Genomic DNA, 17409 nt, shown 5'->3' with positions numbered 1-17409 from the left:
GATTTCTCTCCGTTACGCCTTTTCCACATTCACCAGGAACGATTTGAACTCCGGCGTCTGGGTATTGGCATCCCCGACGAACGGCGTCAACGTGTTGGCGATAAAGCCTTTCTTCGCCACTCCTTCATAGCCCCAGTGGATCGGAATACCAATAGTATCGATCTGTTTGCCGTTCACGGTCAGGGTGCGGATACGTTTGGTCACCACCGCTTTGGCCTTGATATAGCCGCGGTTAGAGGAGACTTTCACGGTATCGCCGTGGCCGATGCCCAGCTTGTCCGCCAGTTTTTCGCCGATCTCCACAAACTGTTCCGGCTGCGCGATGGCGTTAAGCAGCGCGTGCTTGGTCCAGTAGTGGAAGTGCTCGGTCAGACGGTAAGTGGTACCGACATACGGGAACTGCTCCGCTTTACCCATTGCGTCCAGATCGTCTTTAAAGACGCGGGCCGCCGGGTTAGAGACTACGTTTGGGTGCAGCGGGTTGGTGCCCAGCGGCGTTTCAAACGGCTCGTAGTGTTCCGGGAACGGCCCTTCCGCCATCTTATCGATGGCAAACAGACGTCCCATCCCTTCCGGTTGCATGATAAACGGCCCGACATCGCTACCCGGCGCCGCGGCGCTGTAATCCGGGATATCCACGCCGCCCCATTTGGCGCCATCCCATTTCAGCAGCTGACGCTTCGGATCCCACGGGTTGCCCTGCGGGTCGGCGGAGGCGCGGTTGTAGATGATGCGCCGGTTGAGCGGCCAGGCCCAGGCCCAGCCCAGGGTGTTGCCCAGACCGGACGGGTCCGAGTTATCGCGGCGCGCCATCTGGTTGCCTTCTGGCGTCCAGCTACCGGTGAAGATCCAGCAACCGCTGGAGGTGGTGCCGTCATCCCGTAAATGCGCAAATGTACTGAGCTGCTGGCCTTTTTTCGCCAGTACCGCCCCGGTAGCCGGGTCGATAATATCGCTCAGCGCTTTACCGTTACTCTCCATCGCTACTTCTTCCGGCGACGGGTTTTCCGGCGTTGCGTAGTTCCAGGACATATTCAACACCTGCTCCGGACAGGCGCCGCCGTCGGTCGCGTACATCTTGCGCAGGCGCAGGAAGATACCGGCGAGGATTTCGCCGTCATTCAGGGCTTCTCCCGGGGAGTCCGCCCCTTTCCAGTGCCACTGCAGCCAGCGGCCGGAGTTGACGATTGAGCCGTCCTCTTCGGCAAAGCAGCTGGAAGGCAGACGGAATACTTCGGTCTGAATGGTTGACGAATCGACGTCATTCTGCTCGCCGTGGTTCTGCCAGAACGTGGAAGTCTCGGTGTTGAGCGGGTCAATCGTCACCAGGAACTTCAGTTTCGACAGTGAAGCGATCACTTTGTTTTTGTTCGGGAACGACGCCACCGGGTTAAAGCCCTGGCAGATATAGCCGTTCACCTTACCCTGGCCCATCATTTCGAAGTATTGCAGGACGTCGTAGCCTTTATCCCACTTCGGCAGCCAGTCGAAGCCCCAGCTGTTGTCTGCGGTGGCTTTGTCGCCGAAGAAGGCTTTCATCATCGAAACGAAGAATTTCGGGTAGTTCCCCCAGTAGTTGACCTGGCCGGGCAGCGTCGGTTTCGGCGTGTTGGCGGCAAGGTAGGTCTGGAGATCGGTTTGCTTCTCGTTGGGCAGCGTCATATACCCCGGCAGGCTTTGTGACAGCAGGCCGAGGTCGGTCAGACCCTGAATGTTGGAGTGCCCGCGCAGCGCGTTGACGCCACCGCCGGCCATCCCCATATTGCCCAACAGCAACTGGATCATCGCCATGGTGCGGATGTTCTGGGCGCCAACGGAGTGCTGTGTCCAGCCCAGCGCGTAAAGGAACGACGCGGTTTTATCTCTGACGCTGGTTTCGGCGATATATTCACAGACCTTGATAAAGTCGGCCTGCGGGGTGCCGCAGATATTTTCCACCACTTCCGGCGTATAGCGTGAAATGTGCTGTTTCAGCAGGTTCCACACGCAGCGCGGATGGCTCAGCGTGGTATCGCGCCGGGCAAAGCCGTCGTCGCCCAGCTCATAGTTCCAGCTGGTTTTGTCGTACTGGCGTTTTTCGGCGTTGTAACCGCTGAACAGTCCGTCGTCGAAGCTGAAATCTTCGCGCACGATCAGGCTGGCGTTGGTATAGGCCTCAACGTATTCACGGTTGATTTTTTGGTTATTGATCAGGTACAGCATGACCCCTGACAGGAAAGCAATGTCAGTACCGGAGCGGATAGGGGCGTAGAAATCGGCCACCGATGCCGTACGGGTAAAGCGCGGATCGATAACGATCAGCTTCGCGCCATTGTGGATCTTGGCTTCCATCGCCCAGCGGAACCCCACCGGATGCGCTTCTGCCGCGTTTCCACCCATTACGACGATCAGGTTGGCATTCTTTATGTCAACCCAGTGGTTGGTCATCGCACCGCGACCAAATGTTGGAGCAAGACTTGCTACCGTTGGTCCGTGTCAGACACGCGCCTGATTGTCGACCGCGAGCATACCGAGCGCGCGGGCGAATTTCTGGGTTAAATAGCCAGTTTCGTTACTGGCCGCCGAGGCGCACAGCATCCCGGTGGACAGCCAGCGGTTAACGGTGACGCCCTGGTCGTTCTGAGCGATAAAGTTAGCGTCGCGATCTTCTTTGATAAGCTTAGCGATGCGGTCAAAAGCGTCGTTCCAGGAGATATCCTGCCACTTGTCCGAACCCGGCGCGCGATATTGCGGGGTTTTCAGACGGTTTTCTGAGTGAATAAAGTCCACCAGACCGGCCCCTTTCGGGCATAATGCACCCCGGTTGACCGGGTGATCCGGGTCGCCTTCGATATGGAAAATAGACGCTTTGGCGTTTTTCGATCCGTCGCCGAGGCTATACATTAATAGCCCACAGCCAACGGAACAGTATGTACAGGTATTACGGGTTTCGCGGGTGCGCAGCAGTTTATATTGCCGTGTTTCCGCCAGCGCCGCGCCTGGGGCAAAGCCCAGCGCCGCTGCCGTGGTGCCTGCCATACCGCCAGCGCAGATCTTAAAGAACTGCCTTCTGCTGACCTGCATGGTTCGCTCCTTGGTTCGACATTGTCACAGTAGTTATAAGGGTTTCCTTTGCGGTTTATGTCGCAGAGGTCCAAAATTGATCTGACAACCCGCTTTCACTCCGAAAGAGGTATGTAATAGAGGTAGAATACCATAATGTTGCTATGGGTGTTCTAATACGGTTAATGCAAAGTGAAAAATTCACCCACGATTGGACAGATAATGTGAAGGACATCACGGGCGCACGCGCGTTGCCGCTGTGGCAGAAGAATAATCTGACAACACCTGCTCCTGACTGGCTGGCGGAAGAGGTTCCCGTTGCCCTGGTCTATAACGGCATTTCCCATGTCGTGATGATGACCACGCCAAAAGACCTTGAGTATTTCGCGCTGGGGTTTTCACTCTCGGAAGGCATTATTGACACTCCCGCCGATATTTTTGGTCTCGACGTGGTTCCCGCCTGCAACGGACTTGAAGTGCGCATTGAGCTGTCCAGCCGCCGCTTTATGGGGCTGAAAGAGCGCCGTCGGGCGCTGGCGGGACGCACCGGCTGCGGTGTGTGCGGCGTTGAGCAACTCACGGATGTGGTGCGCCCGGTACCGGCGTTGCCCTTCACGCAGCGCCGTTCGCTGAGCAGTGTCGAAGAGGGGCTGGCGCGGTTGCGGGAATATCAGCCGGTGGGCGAACTGACCGGCTGTACCCATGTCGCCGTCTGGCTAAATGACGTCGGCCAGGTGCTGGGGGGCCATGAGGATGTCGGCCGCCACGTGGCGCTGGATAAACTGCTGGGTCGCCGCAGCCGGGAAGGCTGGCGCGACGGCGCGGTGCTGGTGTCCAGCCGCGCCAGTTATGAAATGGTCCAGAAAGCGGCGATGTGCGGGGTGGAGATCCTGTTTGCCGTATCGGCCGCCACGACGCTGGCGGTGGAAGTGGCTGAGCGCTGTAACCTGACGCTGGTGGGCTTTTGCCGGCCCGGCAGAGCGACGGTTTATACCCACCCGCAGCGCCTGTATTAATAGTTATTCAAATTATTTGATAAATTCTGGCAAATCCTTTTGCTTTTTGTTCAGTAACGATTGCCCTAACATTTATCACATCAGGGCAACATGCTCTTAGCCTAAAACTGAATAACAGGAAATTCGCCATGAAATCCATCAAAACTTTTGTAGTAGTTATGACCCTGGCCGCGTCTTTTGGCGCCTTTGCCGGCCAGAGCGTGAGTGCCACCGGATCCACCCTGGACAGCGCAGAAGCGAAAATCGCCGCTCAGGCCCAGGCGGCAGGCGCGTCTTCTTACACCATTACCAGCGCCTATGGCGGTAACCGTGTGCATATGACCGCTGAACTGAATTAATCTGAAGATTGCTGAAAGAGCGCCTGCGGGCGCTCTTTTGTTGCTGGGATGGAGGATATTTATCTGCCTTGATCAGTGTAGTGAAAAATAAATTCTGTTACGTTTGTGTGGTTATTAATAGTAGGTCAGGCTATAGGTTACCGTCGCGCTTATTTTCCCAGGAACGACAGCGCCGCTACCCGGAACTTTTTTGTAGGCTACGCTGTAAAGATCGGTGACTAACAGATCGCTCTTATGCTGTGGAAAAACGGCACTGGTTGTTTGGACACGTCCTGGTATTTTGGCGTATGAATAGCCCGATGTATTATGTGCCGTGATTTGTAAACCGACGTTTTTGGCGCTGCCCGGTGTATCGTTGGGCATGTAAAGGTTACCGTCACTGGAGATATTATCTGTATAGAATGTGGCATAAACCTGTTGATGGCCTGTCATGGCGATACAATCACGGAAATGCAACCAGAGCGCGGTATCCCCTGCCAGTTGGCCTCCGGTCAGTGCATCAGCAGATATATCAGGTAATTGAATAGTGGGATTGATTGACGGCGTCCCGCCTGCGAGTGAAATCCCCTCGAACATACAGGTCGATTGCACGGCTTCCCCTTCAAAGTTCACTATGCCGTCATAGGCGATCGCGAAAGAGGAAATCAGATACACAAAGAACAACGAAAATATGCTGGTAATTTTATTTTTTATCATCTTCATATTCCTTATTTAGTGTTATACGAGAAGAATCAGAAATAGGTGATATCATAATAGGCAGTGCTGGTGACTCTCCCCGCGCCGAGCGGTCTGGAAGTGTCTAATATGGAATACTGTGCCTCATATTCAATAGTGATATCCTCTTGATTTTCAGAAAGTGGAATTATGTTGTTACTATAATAATTGCCATCGAATAATATGTTTATACCTCGCCCCATGCCCTGATTTCTTTCATACCAGTGTGTGATTTTAATACCCAGGTTAGTGGCACCTCCGGTGGTGGTATTGGAAAGTGTTTGATTGTTGTGAATGTTGTTGGACGAAAATTTGGCCACGATATTTTTTTGTGTCGCGGTAGCCCGACATCCTTTCAGGTATATATAAAACGTTTCACCGGTGAATACAGGGTCTGTCATACCTGTTGACACTTGCGGCAACCTGACTGTGATATTAGTCGATGGTGTCCCACCTTTCGTTGCCGCGCCCAGTACTGTACAGGTACCGTCGATAATTTTGCCGTCGATGGTGAGCGTGCCGTTAGCGGCAGAATACACAAGTGGGGTGAATAAAAAGAGTATTGCTCCGCTGATTAATGCTTTGATTGCTATTTTCATCTCTGTTCCTTGTGATATTAAGACCTGCTCTTTACTTGCGGGCAATGTGCTCAGTCATAGGTCACCCAAATATTGACATTGCCGCTGATATTGCCGGTATACAGCGCCGCGTCGCTAGTAATTGCTGCGTACTGCATATACCGTGCCGTCAGTGCTACGGGAGCTGCGACGTCATAAACCGGGGTTGCATTGTGAGTGTTACGGCCTCGTCTGCCGGTATCCAGCGGTTCGTTGTCGCCAATGTTGATGCGATTGCCGTTAAACAACATTTCGACTTCCAGTCCTTCCACGCTTTTACCGCCTGATGCGCGATATAACGTGACGTTTTGATTTGCCGATACTCGCGCGCCGGTATCCTCAAAGCGCAAACGCAAATGTGCGACTTCGCCACGGCACTCCAGTTGCAGTTCAAACGGTATTTCTGCACCTCTGGTGGGAAGCGTGTTACCGCTTTGCATTACCCAGCGGCCCATATCAACGCGATATTCTTTTGTACTCAGTCGGCAGGCTGGCGCAATCGGCGTTATACCGCCCTGACCGAGGTTTTCAGCTTCCTTTTTCACTGTCCCTGCTTCCAGCCACAGTTGGGACTGCGCCGCTGGTGATATCGCTGTGCCGTATGTCACCTCGCCGGTTTTAACCAGCTCGGCTCTGGCGGCAAGCGTCACGGTTTTACCAGGGTTGAAAACATAGCGTCCGGTACCATTGTCGTTGACTTCCAGACTGGCCGTGACCGATTGCTGTGCCTGCATTTTCACCACTTCGCCCTGCGATGTGTGGAAATACCAGCGAATACCTGCTCCTGGGGTGCTGGTCGGCATCAGATCGTTACCGCCCTGTGCTGTTAAACGCATTTGCCAGTCTGAAGGGTTGCCACGTGCCGGGTCGCGCAGTCGGTTAGTTGAGTTACTGATCCCTGACCCCTCGCAGGAAAAGGCGTAATCCATAAATGTGCCGTAGCCCCAGGACCACAGCACAGTACCGTAAGGCTGACTATTATCTACCACCAATGTGGCGCTGTTGGAAAACGGTTGGTTGTTTGGCACGCTATAGAGGCAGGTGGCCGCGAGCTGCCCCGCGTTATCGCCATTGTGCCAGTAAACGCTTTCGCTGATAACGGTGGCGGAAGCCGGTAATGCGGTGAACAGCACAGGGACAAGCGCCATGCCAGTCAGGTGTTTCATAAGTTCACCTGAGTGGTCAGTTCTTCCCCTGTGCCGCCGTAGTCGTGAACGGCACTGTATGTGAGCGTGGCCCGGCCACTTTTAAACGTTGCTGGCACTTCGTAGCGCTGGTTGCCTTTCGGCGGTGGCATGTGGAATTTGTCACCCAGCATCATGTCAGGTTTTCCTCCCTGGCGGAGCGCTAGTTTGCCGAAACTGATGTAATACGGTGTAGGATTGCTGGCTACCAGCCAGGTTTTTCCAGCGCTTTTTTCTACTTGCCAGTTTATTTTTTTTACGGCATCGCGGGCTTCTTCGCTTTTCAGGCCTGCTGGTCGTACAAACACTTTGATACGGCTACGGATTGCCATCACCAGTTTATTGCCTTCGTCGCCGGAAGCTTTCGGAGGAATTTCCTGCACTGACAGCCAGTAGACAGATTCAGTTTCCTGAGGGATGTTGGCCGGGATCACCACCAGGCGCAGTTTGCCCTGTTTTTTGCCTTCCAGACGCATGACTGGTGGTGTCAGCACGACCGGAATGTTGTCATCGTTACCCTGGAGATCCTCCAGCCAGGACTGCACCATATAGGTTTGAGGCGCGTCATTGATAATATCCACCGGCGTTTCTTTGTCCGCAGCATAGGCTACGATGCGGGTCAGCATCGGGCGTACGGCACAATGCGTTGACGGTGTCGCTACTGATGCCAGAATGACTGCAAGAAGCGCTTTCAGTAAGTGATTTTTTTTCATTGTGTTTTCCTGTGAGTTCCGTGCTCTGTTACTGACAATTCACATTAATTTTCTGATACCAGTTATCGGGATTCCGCTGCGCCTCTGTGGCGGGCGGCAGCAGGAAATAACATTGTTGAGCGGGGCTATTGCCCCAGTGCACGCGCAGTTTCTGTTGCTTGTTGGCGGCAATGCCGCTGAGGTAGGTCAGGCCTTTATTACCGACGATTCCTGCCTCGTCTTTTTCTCCCTCCACATGAACCAGCGCGCCCAGTGGAATCGGCTTGATACTGTGGATTTCCACCATGGCGCGGCGACCAATTCGGGTCGCGAAGCGGAGTAATAACGCCGCGCCCTGAGTAGGCACGACTTTGCGGGCGGACTCTTTCAGTTCCACGCTTTCGGTTTTGGTGGTATCCAGCGTCAGGGTGTTGTAGCGATAGGGCGTCATGTACGACAGCACGGTACGTCCCCAGCGGTCGGTGTTAGTGCTGTTGTTGCCCGTCACGTGAATGCCTCTGGCATCCGGGGTTTCGATAATGCCGATAGTGTCGCCCAGCGATGGCGCGAGTAGTACTCCTCCGGAATACAGCACGATACCTCCGCTCATGCCGGCGGAATATTGCAGCATGTTATCACTGTGGCCGACTGAACCGTTGAGGGAGCCGATACTGGTGCTGTAGCCCATCGATAAGGATTCGCTTGTTCCGCCACCAGCATCGCGCTGGAGGTTGGCGGAATAATTTAGAGTATTATCCAGCGCATTGCCGGAATGACCCAGCGTCTGGCTGAACTGGTTGTCGCGGTTGCGGGTCAGGCTGTAATTCAGTGAGCCGGTATTGCTCTGACGATCTCCCCAGTTGAAGGGGACGCTGATATTCAGGTTAAGCTGATTATCGTGGTCGTCGTTTTCTTTGGTCCACGTCCAGGTTAACGAAACGCTGGCCGGGCCTATTTGCGTTCCTGCCCCCCCGGTGAAGGACGTACTTTTATTCGATGTGTGGTAATAGCGGTCCTGACTGAGGGCAAAATAGAGGCTTCCGTAGTTTTCAAATCCCTGATTGAGGTTAATTTCCGCACGACTGCGGCGCTGACGATTCCAGCCCTCTTCGCCATAATCGTATCCGTTGATGGCGTCGTGATTATAGCGGTTCATAAAATCGCTAAAATCCATAAAGTGACGGGAGTTGTACTGATATCCCACGATCTGCAGATTAGTGTTGGTTGTTTCAAAATAGCGGGCGTACAGCATGCGCAAGGCGGAACCGTTGTTGTCCGCGTTCTGATCCCATGTTTCACGATAACGGGCGTATGCCAACTCCAGCGAAAAGGCGCCGATTAGCCCCAGATTCCATGCTGCTCCTGCCGATAGAGACTGATATTTTTCCGCTGCCAGTAAGGTTGAAAGCAGGGTAAAACGCTCAAAACCATATTCCAGGCCAGCGAAGCCCAGCCATGGCTCGCCGTCTGAATGGCTGTTTTCCCGGTATTGTCCCACTGCCGCGCTGTAGCGCAGCGCTCCAGGGCGAATCATGGTCGGTAGTGTGGAATAGGGCACCCGGAAAACCTGGCGAGCGCCGTCCGCTTCTTCCACGGTGACTTCCAGGTCGGCGCCTGAATGGGCGCTGGAGAGATCGTCGATAACAAAGGCGCCAGGCGTCAGGGTGGTGCTGTAAATTACCTGGTTTTGCTGGCGTACCACCAGTCGTGCATTGGTATGGGCGATACCACGAATCACCGGGGAGAAGTCAAACTGGTTATCCAGTACCATGCGTTCAGTGGTGGCCAGCGTCACGCCGCGTAGCGGAATATTACCGAGAATGGCACTGCGTGATTGAGTGAACAGATCGCCGATTGAAAGATGGCTACGTACTGCGGCGATGCCTCGGCTGAGGTAGAGGCTGTCATGGTTGGTTTCCCAGCCGTCTTCCTCGCTTTTATTGAACGCATCGGTGCTATATAAGCGCCAGGGGCCGGTTCCACCAACGCTGTTCAGACTGAGCCACGCGCTGCGGTGAGTTTCATCTTCGCTGTCACTGCCGGATTTGTTGAGTTTTGCCTGATAAAAATAGCCGGTGTAACTGGTGCGCAGGTTAGCAATGCCATCGTCCCACTCTTTCGGCGATATCATGGTGGACGTCTGGCGTTTTACAGCTTCCTGTGGAAACTGGAGGGACAGAGACTGCAGGCTGGCGTCATAACTGATGGAGGACGCTGGAATATGGGCTGTGACGTCCTCACACTGGTCAACGGCGATGTTTTCCGCCGATGGCGGACCTGCAGGGCTTTCTGTGACTGGCTGGCGCCAGCCATTGTAAAGTTCGGTTTTAATGCCCAATTGTTGCAAGAATACCGTTGAAAAACAGGGGGTCGCTGCTTTCTTTTCGGGGTGCTCGATAAATTGAATAGAAAATCTATCGACCATCTGGTCATTGATGTACAGATCGACATCTTTAAGGCCCGGCGTGACAGCATTGTGATAAAGAAAAACGTCCGGCGTCGCACCCTGTTTATCTTTACGTAAGAACTGCGTTTCAAATTCGCTTTCCCCCGCCAGTGCTACCTTCATAAAAGAGATCAGCGTAGACAGCACAAAGCAGGCCGGGAGGCATTTTCCATAATGTGCAATACGCTTTTCCATAAAATCGTCGTTCCTGTTGCGATTTTTTGATACTTCTCAGCCGGAAACTTATTGGTATTCGATTTCGTAATTGACCGATGTAGTAAATGGTCCAGGAGTGACGGTTTCATTGTAAGCGTCAAGTGCGCTGGCGATAAAACCAAAGCGGATGGTACCGTCTACTCCAGTATTTCCCGCCATGGGTAAGGTGCGAAAAGCGGTTGCCGATCGGCCCTGACCTATGGGCAAAAATTGACTGTTGTTGGTATCAAGGTTTCTTTCATAGAACACGATGACTTTTCCCTGGGCTCCATTACTGATGGCGTTGCCCAGATAACCGTTTTTATCGGCGTAAGGACTGCTCAGGCGGATGCGGATTCTGTTCTGGCTGGCGCTGGCGTAACAGTCTTTGAGGTGGATCTGGAACCAGCGAAAGCTGTTCGCCGAGTTATCGTATTCGGAGAGATTGCCAAGAGTTATTGACGGGTTAATTTCCGGCTGTCCGGTACCGATATCCTTATCAGAAATGACCCCCAGCACCGTGCAGGTAGACGTGGTAATCGCACCACTCACGATTAGTGAACCGCTCTCTGCCAGTACAACCGTGGCGGTCAGCAGCAGACAAAAGGCCAGTGATAATCCGCCTTGGTTTATATTCATAGACCGGGACTCCTTGCTGTTATAGCCCCCAGCGCTGAGCCGGGGGAGTTACTCAGAAATAAGAGATTTCATAGTTGATGGTGTTATAAACCACCCCGGCGGTAACTGGAGCGCTGGAGTTAACAACCGAATAGGACACCTGGTATTTCATCTTCACGTCGCCGCTCACGGAGGGCAGCGGATAGCCAGGATCCTGATTCGGGCCACCGTTTACGTCGAGGGTGTTACCGCCTTCTGTTTGCAGTTTTATCCCAATGTTACCTGCTGCGCTGTCGCTGCCGTTAGAACCGGCGACGATAACACCGTTGCTCACCTGGTCTGGCGTGGTGAACAGTGTGCGGACGTTTTGCAGTGTGGTGGTTGCCAGGCAGCCGGTGAGCAGGATTTCAAAATTAGTGGTGCCTGCCACGTTGGCGCCGTTGTCGAAAGTGGATGCAGGAAGCGTTGGTAGCCTGATAATTGCTGCGGTTGAGTGGGTTTGCCCGGTTTGAGCGGCGCCAGCGACAACACAGGTTGATGCGGTGATACTGCCGTTAAACGTAATGGTTCCGTCAGCGGCTTGTACTATTGGAGATATCAATATGGCGCTGATAATACTGGATGACAGGTAATATTTGATTGTCATAAATGTTTTTTCCTTTAGGTTTATCTGCCTGCCATTAGTACTATTTCAACCTGTAGTAACTGTTGTAACAATAGTGCCCCTGGTAGGTCTGGTTGCAAATTGAAAAGGTGTTGAAGCTTTCACATTACTGATTGAAATTCCGGATATTCAGTGCGTTGATTATATGTGTCCATTTCAGTTCCTCGCCTTTTTGCGTGTCCGGAATTATTCCTGATGGATTTGTCATACTCTCTTTTCACGTAAGGATTTCACATAATTATGCTTGCAGCCTTGCGGAAGCCTGAATGATTTTACTTATACTCACTACCTACATTGAATAGTAAATTGGCGCTTGTGGAGAGTAAAGTATTTTGATGGAAATAATTCGGGGCTATTTTTTATTTTTTTTGATAATTTTTGATGATGTTTTTATTTATTTATTTTGTTAATTAACAAAAGGTTGTTTTTATTTAATTTTGCAGGGTGATAATTATTATGTAAATAATTTTAGAAGAAGGCTTTTCTGATTTACAGAAAAGATCATTTGGGTTTATTTATTATGCAGATAAGATCATTTGCTTCTATGATTTTATATGTTTTGGGATTATATCTTGTGGCGGTATAATGAAAACTAGGAATATAACCAGGATTTGGGGATAGGAAAAAGAATCCACCCGGCGGCATTACCGGGTGGGGCGGGGAAATTACTCCAGCCAGAAGACGTTTTGCAACTCTTCACTGACCGGGCTGTTATCCGGATTGCAGGGCATGATGTCGCGCATATATTGCCACCAGCGCTGGCAGACTTCGGTTTGCGCCACCGCGTTCCAGCGCGCTTCCGATTCGATCTCGACGCTGGCGAACAGCAGGTTGCGCACGGTGTCGAGATAAATCGCATAGTGGTGGGCGCCGTGGGACTTCAGCACCGCCTCAAGCTCCGGCCAGATCGGGTTGTGGCGGCGCTGGTACTCTTCGTGAGCGTCAGGATTGACCTGCATCACAAAGGCTTTGCGAATCATAGCGCCTCCATATACAGCGTGCGCACTTCGTCGCGCGATGCGCTGCGCGGGTTGCACGGCGCACACGGATCCGCCAGCGCTTTATCCAGCCAGCCTTCGATATCCGCTTGTGTAATACCCAGCTCACGGAAGCCGGAGGGAATACCGACCCGGGCGGAGAGGGCGCGGATGGCGGCGATCGCCTGCAGGCTGGCCTGCTCTTCGCTCATCCCGCTGGTATCGACACCCAGCGCGGCGGCGATCCGCGCAAAGCGCGCCACGGCCTGCGGACGGTTAAAGTTTTCAATTACCGGCAGCAGGATCGCGTTGCACACCCCATGCGGCAGATCGTGCGTGGCGCCCGGCTGGTGGGCCAGTGCGTGAACCAGCCCCAGGCCGGCGCTGTTGAACGCCATTCCTGCCAGATACTGGCCGTAGGCCATCTGCTCGCGGGCCTCAAGGTTCTGACCGTCGTCCACCGCTTTCGGTAGCCAGCGGGCGATAATGCGGATTGCTTCCAGCGCGTTAGCGTCGGTAAGCGGATGGGCGCCGACAGAGACATACGCCTCCACGGCGTGGGTCAGGGCGTCCATTCCGGTGGCGGCGGTGACGCTGGCCGGGATGTTGAGCATAACGCTGGCGTCGTCGACGGCGATATCCGGAATGATATTCGGGTCGATAATCACCTCTTTGACCTGGCGTTCGGTATCAATGATCACCGCGTTGCTGGTCATTTCGGCGGCGGTACCGGCGGTGGTGTTAATCGCCACCAGATGGACGCCGGGGTTTTTTACCTTTCCGACCCCGGAATAGCGGGTTGACGGGCCGGGGTTAGCGGTGAGGATTTTGATCGCTTTCGCGGTATCGATCGGGCTGCCGCCGCCGAAGGCGATGATGTAGTCACATTGCCCGTCCTGAAAAGCGGCATAACCTTTTTGTACCAGGGCCTCCGTGGGATTGGGAAACACCTCGTCAAACAGCTGGTATGGCATCTGATGGGCGTCCAGAGCGCTGAACAGACTATCCAGCAGGCCGAGTTTCACCAGTTGGCCGTCCGTCACCACCAGGGCTTTGCCCCACTGTTTTGTGGCAACCATATTGACCATATCGCCGATGGCGCCGGCGCCGTGGAGGCTGATTTTTGGTAACGCCAACAAAAAGCTCATGTTCTCTCTCCTTAGTTTTCCATAAACCGTGAGCGGCGACGGAGGCCCGGGAGACCCGACCGGGAACGCGTCGCCGAAAGCGCCATTATAAATCCAGGGCTCCCGCCAGCGGCGTGACGCCAAACCGCTTTCCAAGTGCAACCAGTTGGTCCCGGGAAATAGTTTGCTTCATACCGCCCATCGACAGCACCTTGACGAGAATTTCGGCGGACTTCTCGGCGGTATCGATCAGGCCAAAAGCCTCATCGATAGTCGGGCCGCTGCCGAACACGCCGTGAAACGGCCACAGCACCAGCGCATGGCGCGACATCTCTGCGGCGGTGGCTTCGCCTATCTCATCGGTGCCGGGCACCATCCACGGCAAAATGCCGACGCCGTCCGGGAATACCACCAGGCATTCGGTACTGCCTTCCCACAGCTTACGGGTGATCAGTCTGGTGTCGTTTTCCAGTACGTAGGTGAGGGCGATAAGATTGGTGGCATGGCAGTGCATAATCACCCGGTCTTTGCCGCCGGTGGCGCTGATTCGCGCGCAGTGGGACAGGAAGTGGGCCGGCAGTTCGGAGGTTGGCAGCGCGTCGTTTTCCAGACCCCACAGAATATGGTAACCGGTACCATCGCTGTCGACTTTCACCACGCCGATATTGGCCGCCGGGTCCAGTTGAACGTTACGGAAGAACTTGCCGGAACCGGTGACGATAAACGGCGTATTGGCCAGTACCGGCATTGGCTGGCTGAGGGGAATGTAGCGCGGCGCGGCGTGGAAATCGCCGCTGTACGGCGCGATATCGGCCTCATCAAGGCGCAGGGTCAGGTTGCCGCCGTTGCGTTCGTCCCAGCCTTTCAGCCAGGCGTCGGAAGTGGCTTTGATCATTCCCTGGACAAACCAGGCGCTAATAATGTTCTGCATAGTCGGTAATTCCTGAAACCCGGTTCCCGGGCGTGTCTGTATGGCACCGGCGACGCAGGCATCGCCGGTGGTAGTGATGTTATTAACCGCGCTGGCTGAGGATCTGTTGTTCATAGGCGCGTACCGTGGTCAGCCATTCGCTGCCGACGGGGGTATCGTGGCGCTGGCAATACATCTCCCACACTGCCTGCCACGGTAGCGATTTCTGCTCTTCCAGCAGTGCCAGCCGTGCGGTGTAGTCGCCGGCGTTTTCCAGTTTGCGGAGTTGATCGGTAGGCTCCAGCAGGGCGCGCAACAGGGCTTTCTTCATGTTGCGGGTGCCGATAACCCAGGCGGCGATGCGGTTGATGGAGGCGTCGAAGAAATCAAGGCCGATATGTACCCGGTCGAACAGCCCGTGGCGTACGATCTCGCTGGCGATGGCCTGGGTTTCATCATCCAGCAGCACCACATGGTCGCTGTCCCAGCGTACCGGGCGGCTGACATGCAGCAGCAGGCGCGGTACATAGAGCATGGCGGCGGAGATCTTGTCGGAAATCACCTCGGTTGGGTGGAAGTGGCCGGCGTCGAGGCACAGGGCGGTCTGGCGGCTGGTGGCGTAGCCCATGTAGAACTCGCCGGAGCCCACGGTATAGCTTTCCGCGCCGATACCGAACAGTTTGCTCTCCACCGCGTCAATATGGTGCGCCGGGTTCAGCTTTTCACTGATAACCTCGTCCAGCGCCGCCAGCAGTCGGCTACGCGGCGCCAGGCGGTCGACGGTGATGTCTTTCATGCCGTCCGGGATCCAGATGTTCATCACCGATGGCGTGCCGAGCTGTTCGCCGAAATATGCTGAAATACGGCGGCTGGCTTTACAGTGATCGATCCAGAACTGGCGAATTTGCGGATCGGCGTGGGACAGGGTAAAACCGTCGGCGCTCAGCGGATGAGAGAAGCAGGACGGGTTAAAGTCCAGCCCCAACTGATGCTGTTTCGCCCACTCCACCCAATTTTTAAAATGCCGCGGTTCGATCTGGTCACGGGAGACCGGCGTGTCGGATTCGAGATAGATAGCGTGCAGGTTAACCCGTTTCGGACCGGGGATCAGGCGCAGCGCCTGTTCCATATCGGCGCGCAGTTCGCCGGCGTTACGCGCTTTGCCCGGGTAGTTGCCGGTCGCCTGAATACCGCCGGTCAGATTGCCTTGCGGATTTTCAAAACCGGCGACGTCGTCCCCCTGCCAGCAGTGCATGGACACCGGCAGGGTATCGAGTTGACGCAGAGCGGCCTCCACATCGATGCCGACGGCGGCAAAACGTTGTTTTGCCAGTTCCCAGGCGTGTTCAGGTTGAGTCGTCATACGCAAAGCTCCTTGGTCTGTTGTGGTGGCTGAAACTGCGCCACGGCGCGGGCAATTTCGCTGTCAGGATTAGGGGTATAAGTGGTCAGGTTGTGGCAGGCGTTCACCACGCGTCGGAAATCGTCGACATCGCTGATGTCGTCCAGCGCCATGAGCTGGCAGCCGATATTGCCGAGCGTCGAGGCTTCCACCGGGCCGGCAATCACCGGGATACCGCAGGCATCGGCGCACAGTTGATTCAACAACTGATTCTGGCTGCCGCCGCCTACTACGTGCAGGCATTTAAACGGCCGGCCGCGCAGGGTCGCCAGTTCGCCGAGAACCCGGGCATAGAGCAGGGCCAGGCTGTCGAAAATACAGCGCGCCAGTTGCGCATCTCCTTGCGGGAACGGCTGGCCGCTTTCCCGACAGGCGGCCTGAATTTCGGCGCTCATATTGCCTGGATTGATAAACCGCTCATCGTTCGGGTTGATAACGTAGCGGCAGGCGGGCAGCGCGCGGCTGCGGGCGATCAGGTCGTCGATATCGCCGACCTGCTGCTCTTTGAGGATCCGTTGCAGCAGCCACAGTCCCATGATGTTTTTCAGTACCCGGTAGCGACCTTCGGCGCCGCCTTCGTTGGTGATATTGGCGGCCAGCGCGGCGTCGCTGGTGTAGGGGGTTTTGCTTTCAAAGCCCATCAGCGACCAGGTGCCGGAAGAGAGCCAGGCGGCATCGCCGTCGGCCAGCGGCGCGGCAATCACCGCGCTGGCGGTATCGTGGGTGGCCACCGAAACCACCGGAATCCGGTTATTCTGCGGGCAAATCCAGTGACCGATGACGCTGCCCGGATGGCTCGGGGTGCCGAACCAGCGGCGCGGCACGCCGGCCCACGCCAGCAGGGTATCGTCCCAGTTATCGGTGTTGATATTCACCAGTTGGGTGGTGGTGGCGTTGGTGTATTCCCAGTTCAGTTTCCCGGTGAGACGGAAACACAGATAGTCCGGTATCAGCAGCGCATGGGCCGCTTTGGTCACTAACTCCGGCTGTTGTTCGGCCAGCGCCCGGAACTGATACAGGGTGTTAAACGGCAGAAACTGAATACCGGTGCGCCGGTAGATCTCCTCTTTACCGGGGGAGCATTGCGCCCTGGCCATGATGCCGTCGGTACGGTGGTCCCGGTAAGCGACTGGCAGGCCCACCCGCTGGCCGCTGGCGTCAATCAGCACGTAGTCCACGCCCCAGGTGTCAATGCCGATACTGTCGATCAGGATACCCGCGTCGCATACCTTGCGCAGGCCGCGGCGAATTTCCGCTTCCAGTCCGTCAACGTCCCAGGTGTCGTAGCCATCCACCTGGCGCAGGCAGTTGCTGAAGCGGTGTATTTCACGCAATACCAGGCGGCGGGTGGCGTTGTCATAATTTGCCAGCATCACCCGGCCGCTTGAGGCGCCCAGATCCACGGCAACACAGTGGCGAACAGTCATGGTGTGGTCCTTCTCTCAGTCATTGCCTGTCAGTCTAAAA

Annotated in this window: 15 protein-coding genes; 2 read left to right on the top strand and 13 right to left on the bottom strand. The window is 55.0% G+C overall.

Annotated features, from left to right (window positions below):
* Positions 1-12: 12 nt before the first annotated feature.
* On the bottom strand, positions 13-3063 hold the full coding sequence (fdnG, locus tag AQ981_RS04610; protein WP_154675899.1) for a formate dehydrogenase-N subunit alpha: 3051 nt from the start codon (positions 3061-3063) through the stop codon (positions 13-15).
* A gap of 164 nt (positions 3064-3227) precedes the next feature.
* Between fdnG and fdhD the strand changes: the two genes are divergently transcribed.
* The gene (gene fdhD, locus AQ981_RS04600) at positions 3228-4058 is read left to right on the top strand and encodes a formate dehydrogenase accessory sulfurtransferase FdhD (protein WP_058910585.1); all 831 of its coding nucleotides are present in this window, start codon (positions 3228-3230) and stop codon (positions 4056-4058) included.
* Positions 4059-4186: 128 nt separating this feature from the next.
* Positions 4187-4396, top strand: coding sequence for a YdgH/BhsA/McbA-like domain containing protein (locus tag AQ981_RS04595; protein WP_058910584.1), 210 nt, complete (start codon positions 4187-4189; stop codon positions 4394-4396).
* Positions 4397-4510: 114 nt separating this feature from the next.
* Here the strand turns inward: AQ981_RS04595 and AQ981_RS04590 are convergent, their stop codons facing one another.
* From AQ981_RS04590 to rhaB, 12 genes are all read right to left on the bottom strand, one after another.
* Positions 4511-5092 carry a fimbrial protein gene (locus AQ981_RS04590; protein ID WP_058910583.1) on the bottom strand — a complete coding sequence of 194 codons (582 nt, stop codon included), beginning with the start codon at positions 5090-5092 and terminating at the stop codon, positions 4511-4513.
* Between the two features lie 35 nt (positions 5093-5127).
* The gene (locus AQ981_RS04585; protein ID WP_058910582.1) at positions 5128-5709 is read right to left on the bottom strand and encodes a fimbrial protein; all 582 of its coding nucleotides are present in this window, start codon (positions 5707-5709) and stop codon (positions 5128-5130) included.
* A 50-nt stretch (positions 5710-5759) separates the two neighbouring features.
* Positions 5760-6893 (bottom strand): fimbrial protein, encoded by a 1134-nt coding sequence (locus AQ981_RS04580; RefSeq protein ID WP_058910581.1) that lies wholly within the window; start codon positions 6891-6893, stop codon positions 5760-5762.
* On the bottom strand, positions 6890-7624 hold the full coding sequence (locus tag AQ981_RS04575; RefSeq protein ID WP_058910580.1) for a fimbrial biogenesis chaperone: 735 nt from the start codon (positions 7622-7624) through the stop codon (positions 6890-6892). The genes AQ981_RS04580 and AQ981_RS04575 overlap by 4 nt, the downstream gene beginning before the upstream one ends.
* A 28-nt stretch (positions 7625-7652) precedes the next feature.
* Positions 7653-10244, bottom strand: a complete 2592-nt coding sequence (locus tag AQ981_RS04570) for a fimbria/pilus outer membrane usher protein (protein ID WP_058910579.1) — start codon at positions 10242-10244, stop codon at positions 7653-7655.
* A gap of 48 nt (positions 10245-10292) precedes the next feature.
* Positions 10293-10883 (bottom strand): fimbrial protein, encoded by a 591-nt coding sequence (locus AQ981_RS04565; protein WP_058910578.1) that lies wholly within the window; start codon positions 10881-10883, stop codon positions 10293-10295.
* A 52-nt stretch (positions 10884-10935) separates the two neighbouring features.
* A complete protein-coding gene (locus tag AQ981_RS04560) occupies positions 10936-11508 on the bottom strand; it encodes a fimbrial protein (protein ID WP_058910577.1) in 573 nt (190 codons plus the stop codon).
* A 683-nt stretch (positions 11509-12191) separates the two neighbouring features.
* Positions 12192-12506, bottom strand: a complete 315-nt coding sequence (rhaM, locus tag AQ981_RS04555; protein ID WP_058910576.1) for an L-rhamnose mutarotase — start codon at positions 12504-12506, stop codon at positions 12192-12194.
* Entirely contained in the window at positions 12503-13651 is a 1149-nt protein-coding gene (gene fucO / locus AQ981_RS04550; protein WP_058910575.1) for a lactaldehyde reductase, read from the bottom strand. Before fucO ends, rhaM begins: the two co-directional genes overlap by 4 nt.
* An 85-nt stretch (positions 13652-13736) precedes the next feature.
* The gene (gene rhaD / locus AQ981_RS04545; RefSeq protein WP_058910764.1) at positions 13737-14561 is read right to left on the bottom strand and encodes a rhamnulose-1-phosphate aldolase; all 825 of its coding nucleotides are present in this window, start codon (positions 14559-14561) and stop codon (positions 13737-13739) included.
* An 82-nt stretch (positions 14562-14643) separates the two neighbouring features.
* Positions 14644-15903: an L-rhamnose isomerase gene (gene rhaA, locus AQ981_RS04540; RefSeq protein WP_058910574.1), complete on the bottom strand. Its 1260-nt coding sequence runs from the start codon at positions 15901-15903 to the stop codon at positions 14644-14646.
* Positions 15900-17369 (bottom strand): rhamnulokinase, encoded by a 1470-nt coding sequence (gene rhaB, locus AQ981_RS04535; protein WP_058910573.1) that lies wholly within the window; start codon positions 17367-17369, stop codon positions 15900-15902. The genes rhaA and rhaB overlap by 4 nt, the downstream gene beginning before the upstream one ends.
* Between the last annotated feature and the right edge of the window lie 40 nt (positions 17370-17409).

Source organism: Entomohabitans teleogrylli, from assembly GCF_001484765.1.
GTDB lineage: Bacteria > Pseudomonadota > Gammaproteobacteria > Enterobacterales > Enterobacteriaceae > Entomohabitans > Entomohabitans teleogrylli.
The sequence above is the reverse complement of the archived record's forward strand: the minus strand, read 5'-3'. Positions and strand labels throughout refer to the sequence as shown.

Coding starts and splice junctions, on each gene's coding strand:
- fdhD (WP_058910585.1), top strand. CDS start 3,228: ATGCAAAGTGAAAAATTCACCCACGATTGGACAGATAATGTGAAGGAC.
- AQ981_RS04595 (WP_058910584.1), top strand. CDS start 4,187: ATGAAATCCATCAAAACTTTTGTAGTAGTTATGACCCTGGCCGCGTCT.
- AQ981_RS04590 (WP_058910583.1), bottom strand. CDS start 5,092: ATGATAAAAAATAAAATTACCAGCATATTTTCGTTGTTCTTTGTGTAT.
- AQ981_RS04585 (WP_058910582.1), bottom strand. CDS start 5,709: ATGAAAATAGCAATCAAAGCATTAATCAGCGGAGCAATACTCTTTTTA.
- AQ981_RS04580 (WP_058910581.1), bottom strand. CDS start 6,893: ATGAAACACCTGACTGGCATGGCGCTTGTCCCTGTGCTGTTCACCGCA.
- AQ981_RS04575 (WP_058910580.1), bottom strand. CDS start 7,624: ATGAAAAAAAATCACTTACTGAAAGCGCTTCTTGCAGTCATTCTGGCA.
- AQ981_RS04570 (WP_058910579.1), bottom strand. CDS start 10,244: ATGGAAAAGCGTATTGCACATTATGGAAAATGCCTCCCGGCCTGCTTT.
- AQ981_RS04565 (WP_058910578.1), bottom strand. CDS start 10,883: ATGAATATAAACCAAGGCGGATTATCACTGGCCTTTTGTCTGCTGCTG.
- AQ981_RS04560 (WP_058910577.1), bottom strand. CDS start 11,508: ATGACAATCAAATATTACCTGTCATCCAGTATTATCAGCGCCATATTG.
- rhaM (WP_058910576.1), bottom strand. CDS start 12,506: ATGATTCGCAAAGCCTTTGTGATGCAGGTCAATCCTGACGCTCACGAA.
- fucO (WP_058910575.1), bottom strand. CDS start 13,651: ATGAGCTTTTTGTTGGCGTTACCAAAAATCAGCCTCCACGGCGCCGGC.
- rhaD (WP_058910764.1), bottom strand. CDS start 14,561: ATGCAGAACATTATTAGCGCCTGGTTTGTCCAGGGAATGATCAAAGCC.
- rhaA (WP_058910574.1), bottom strand. CDS start 15,903: ATGACGACTCAACCTGAACACGCCTGGGAACTGGCAAAACAACGTTTT.
- rhaB (WP_058910573.1), bottom strand. CDS start 17,369: ATGACTGTTCGCCACTGTGTTGCCGTGGATCTGGGCGCCTCAAGCGGC.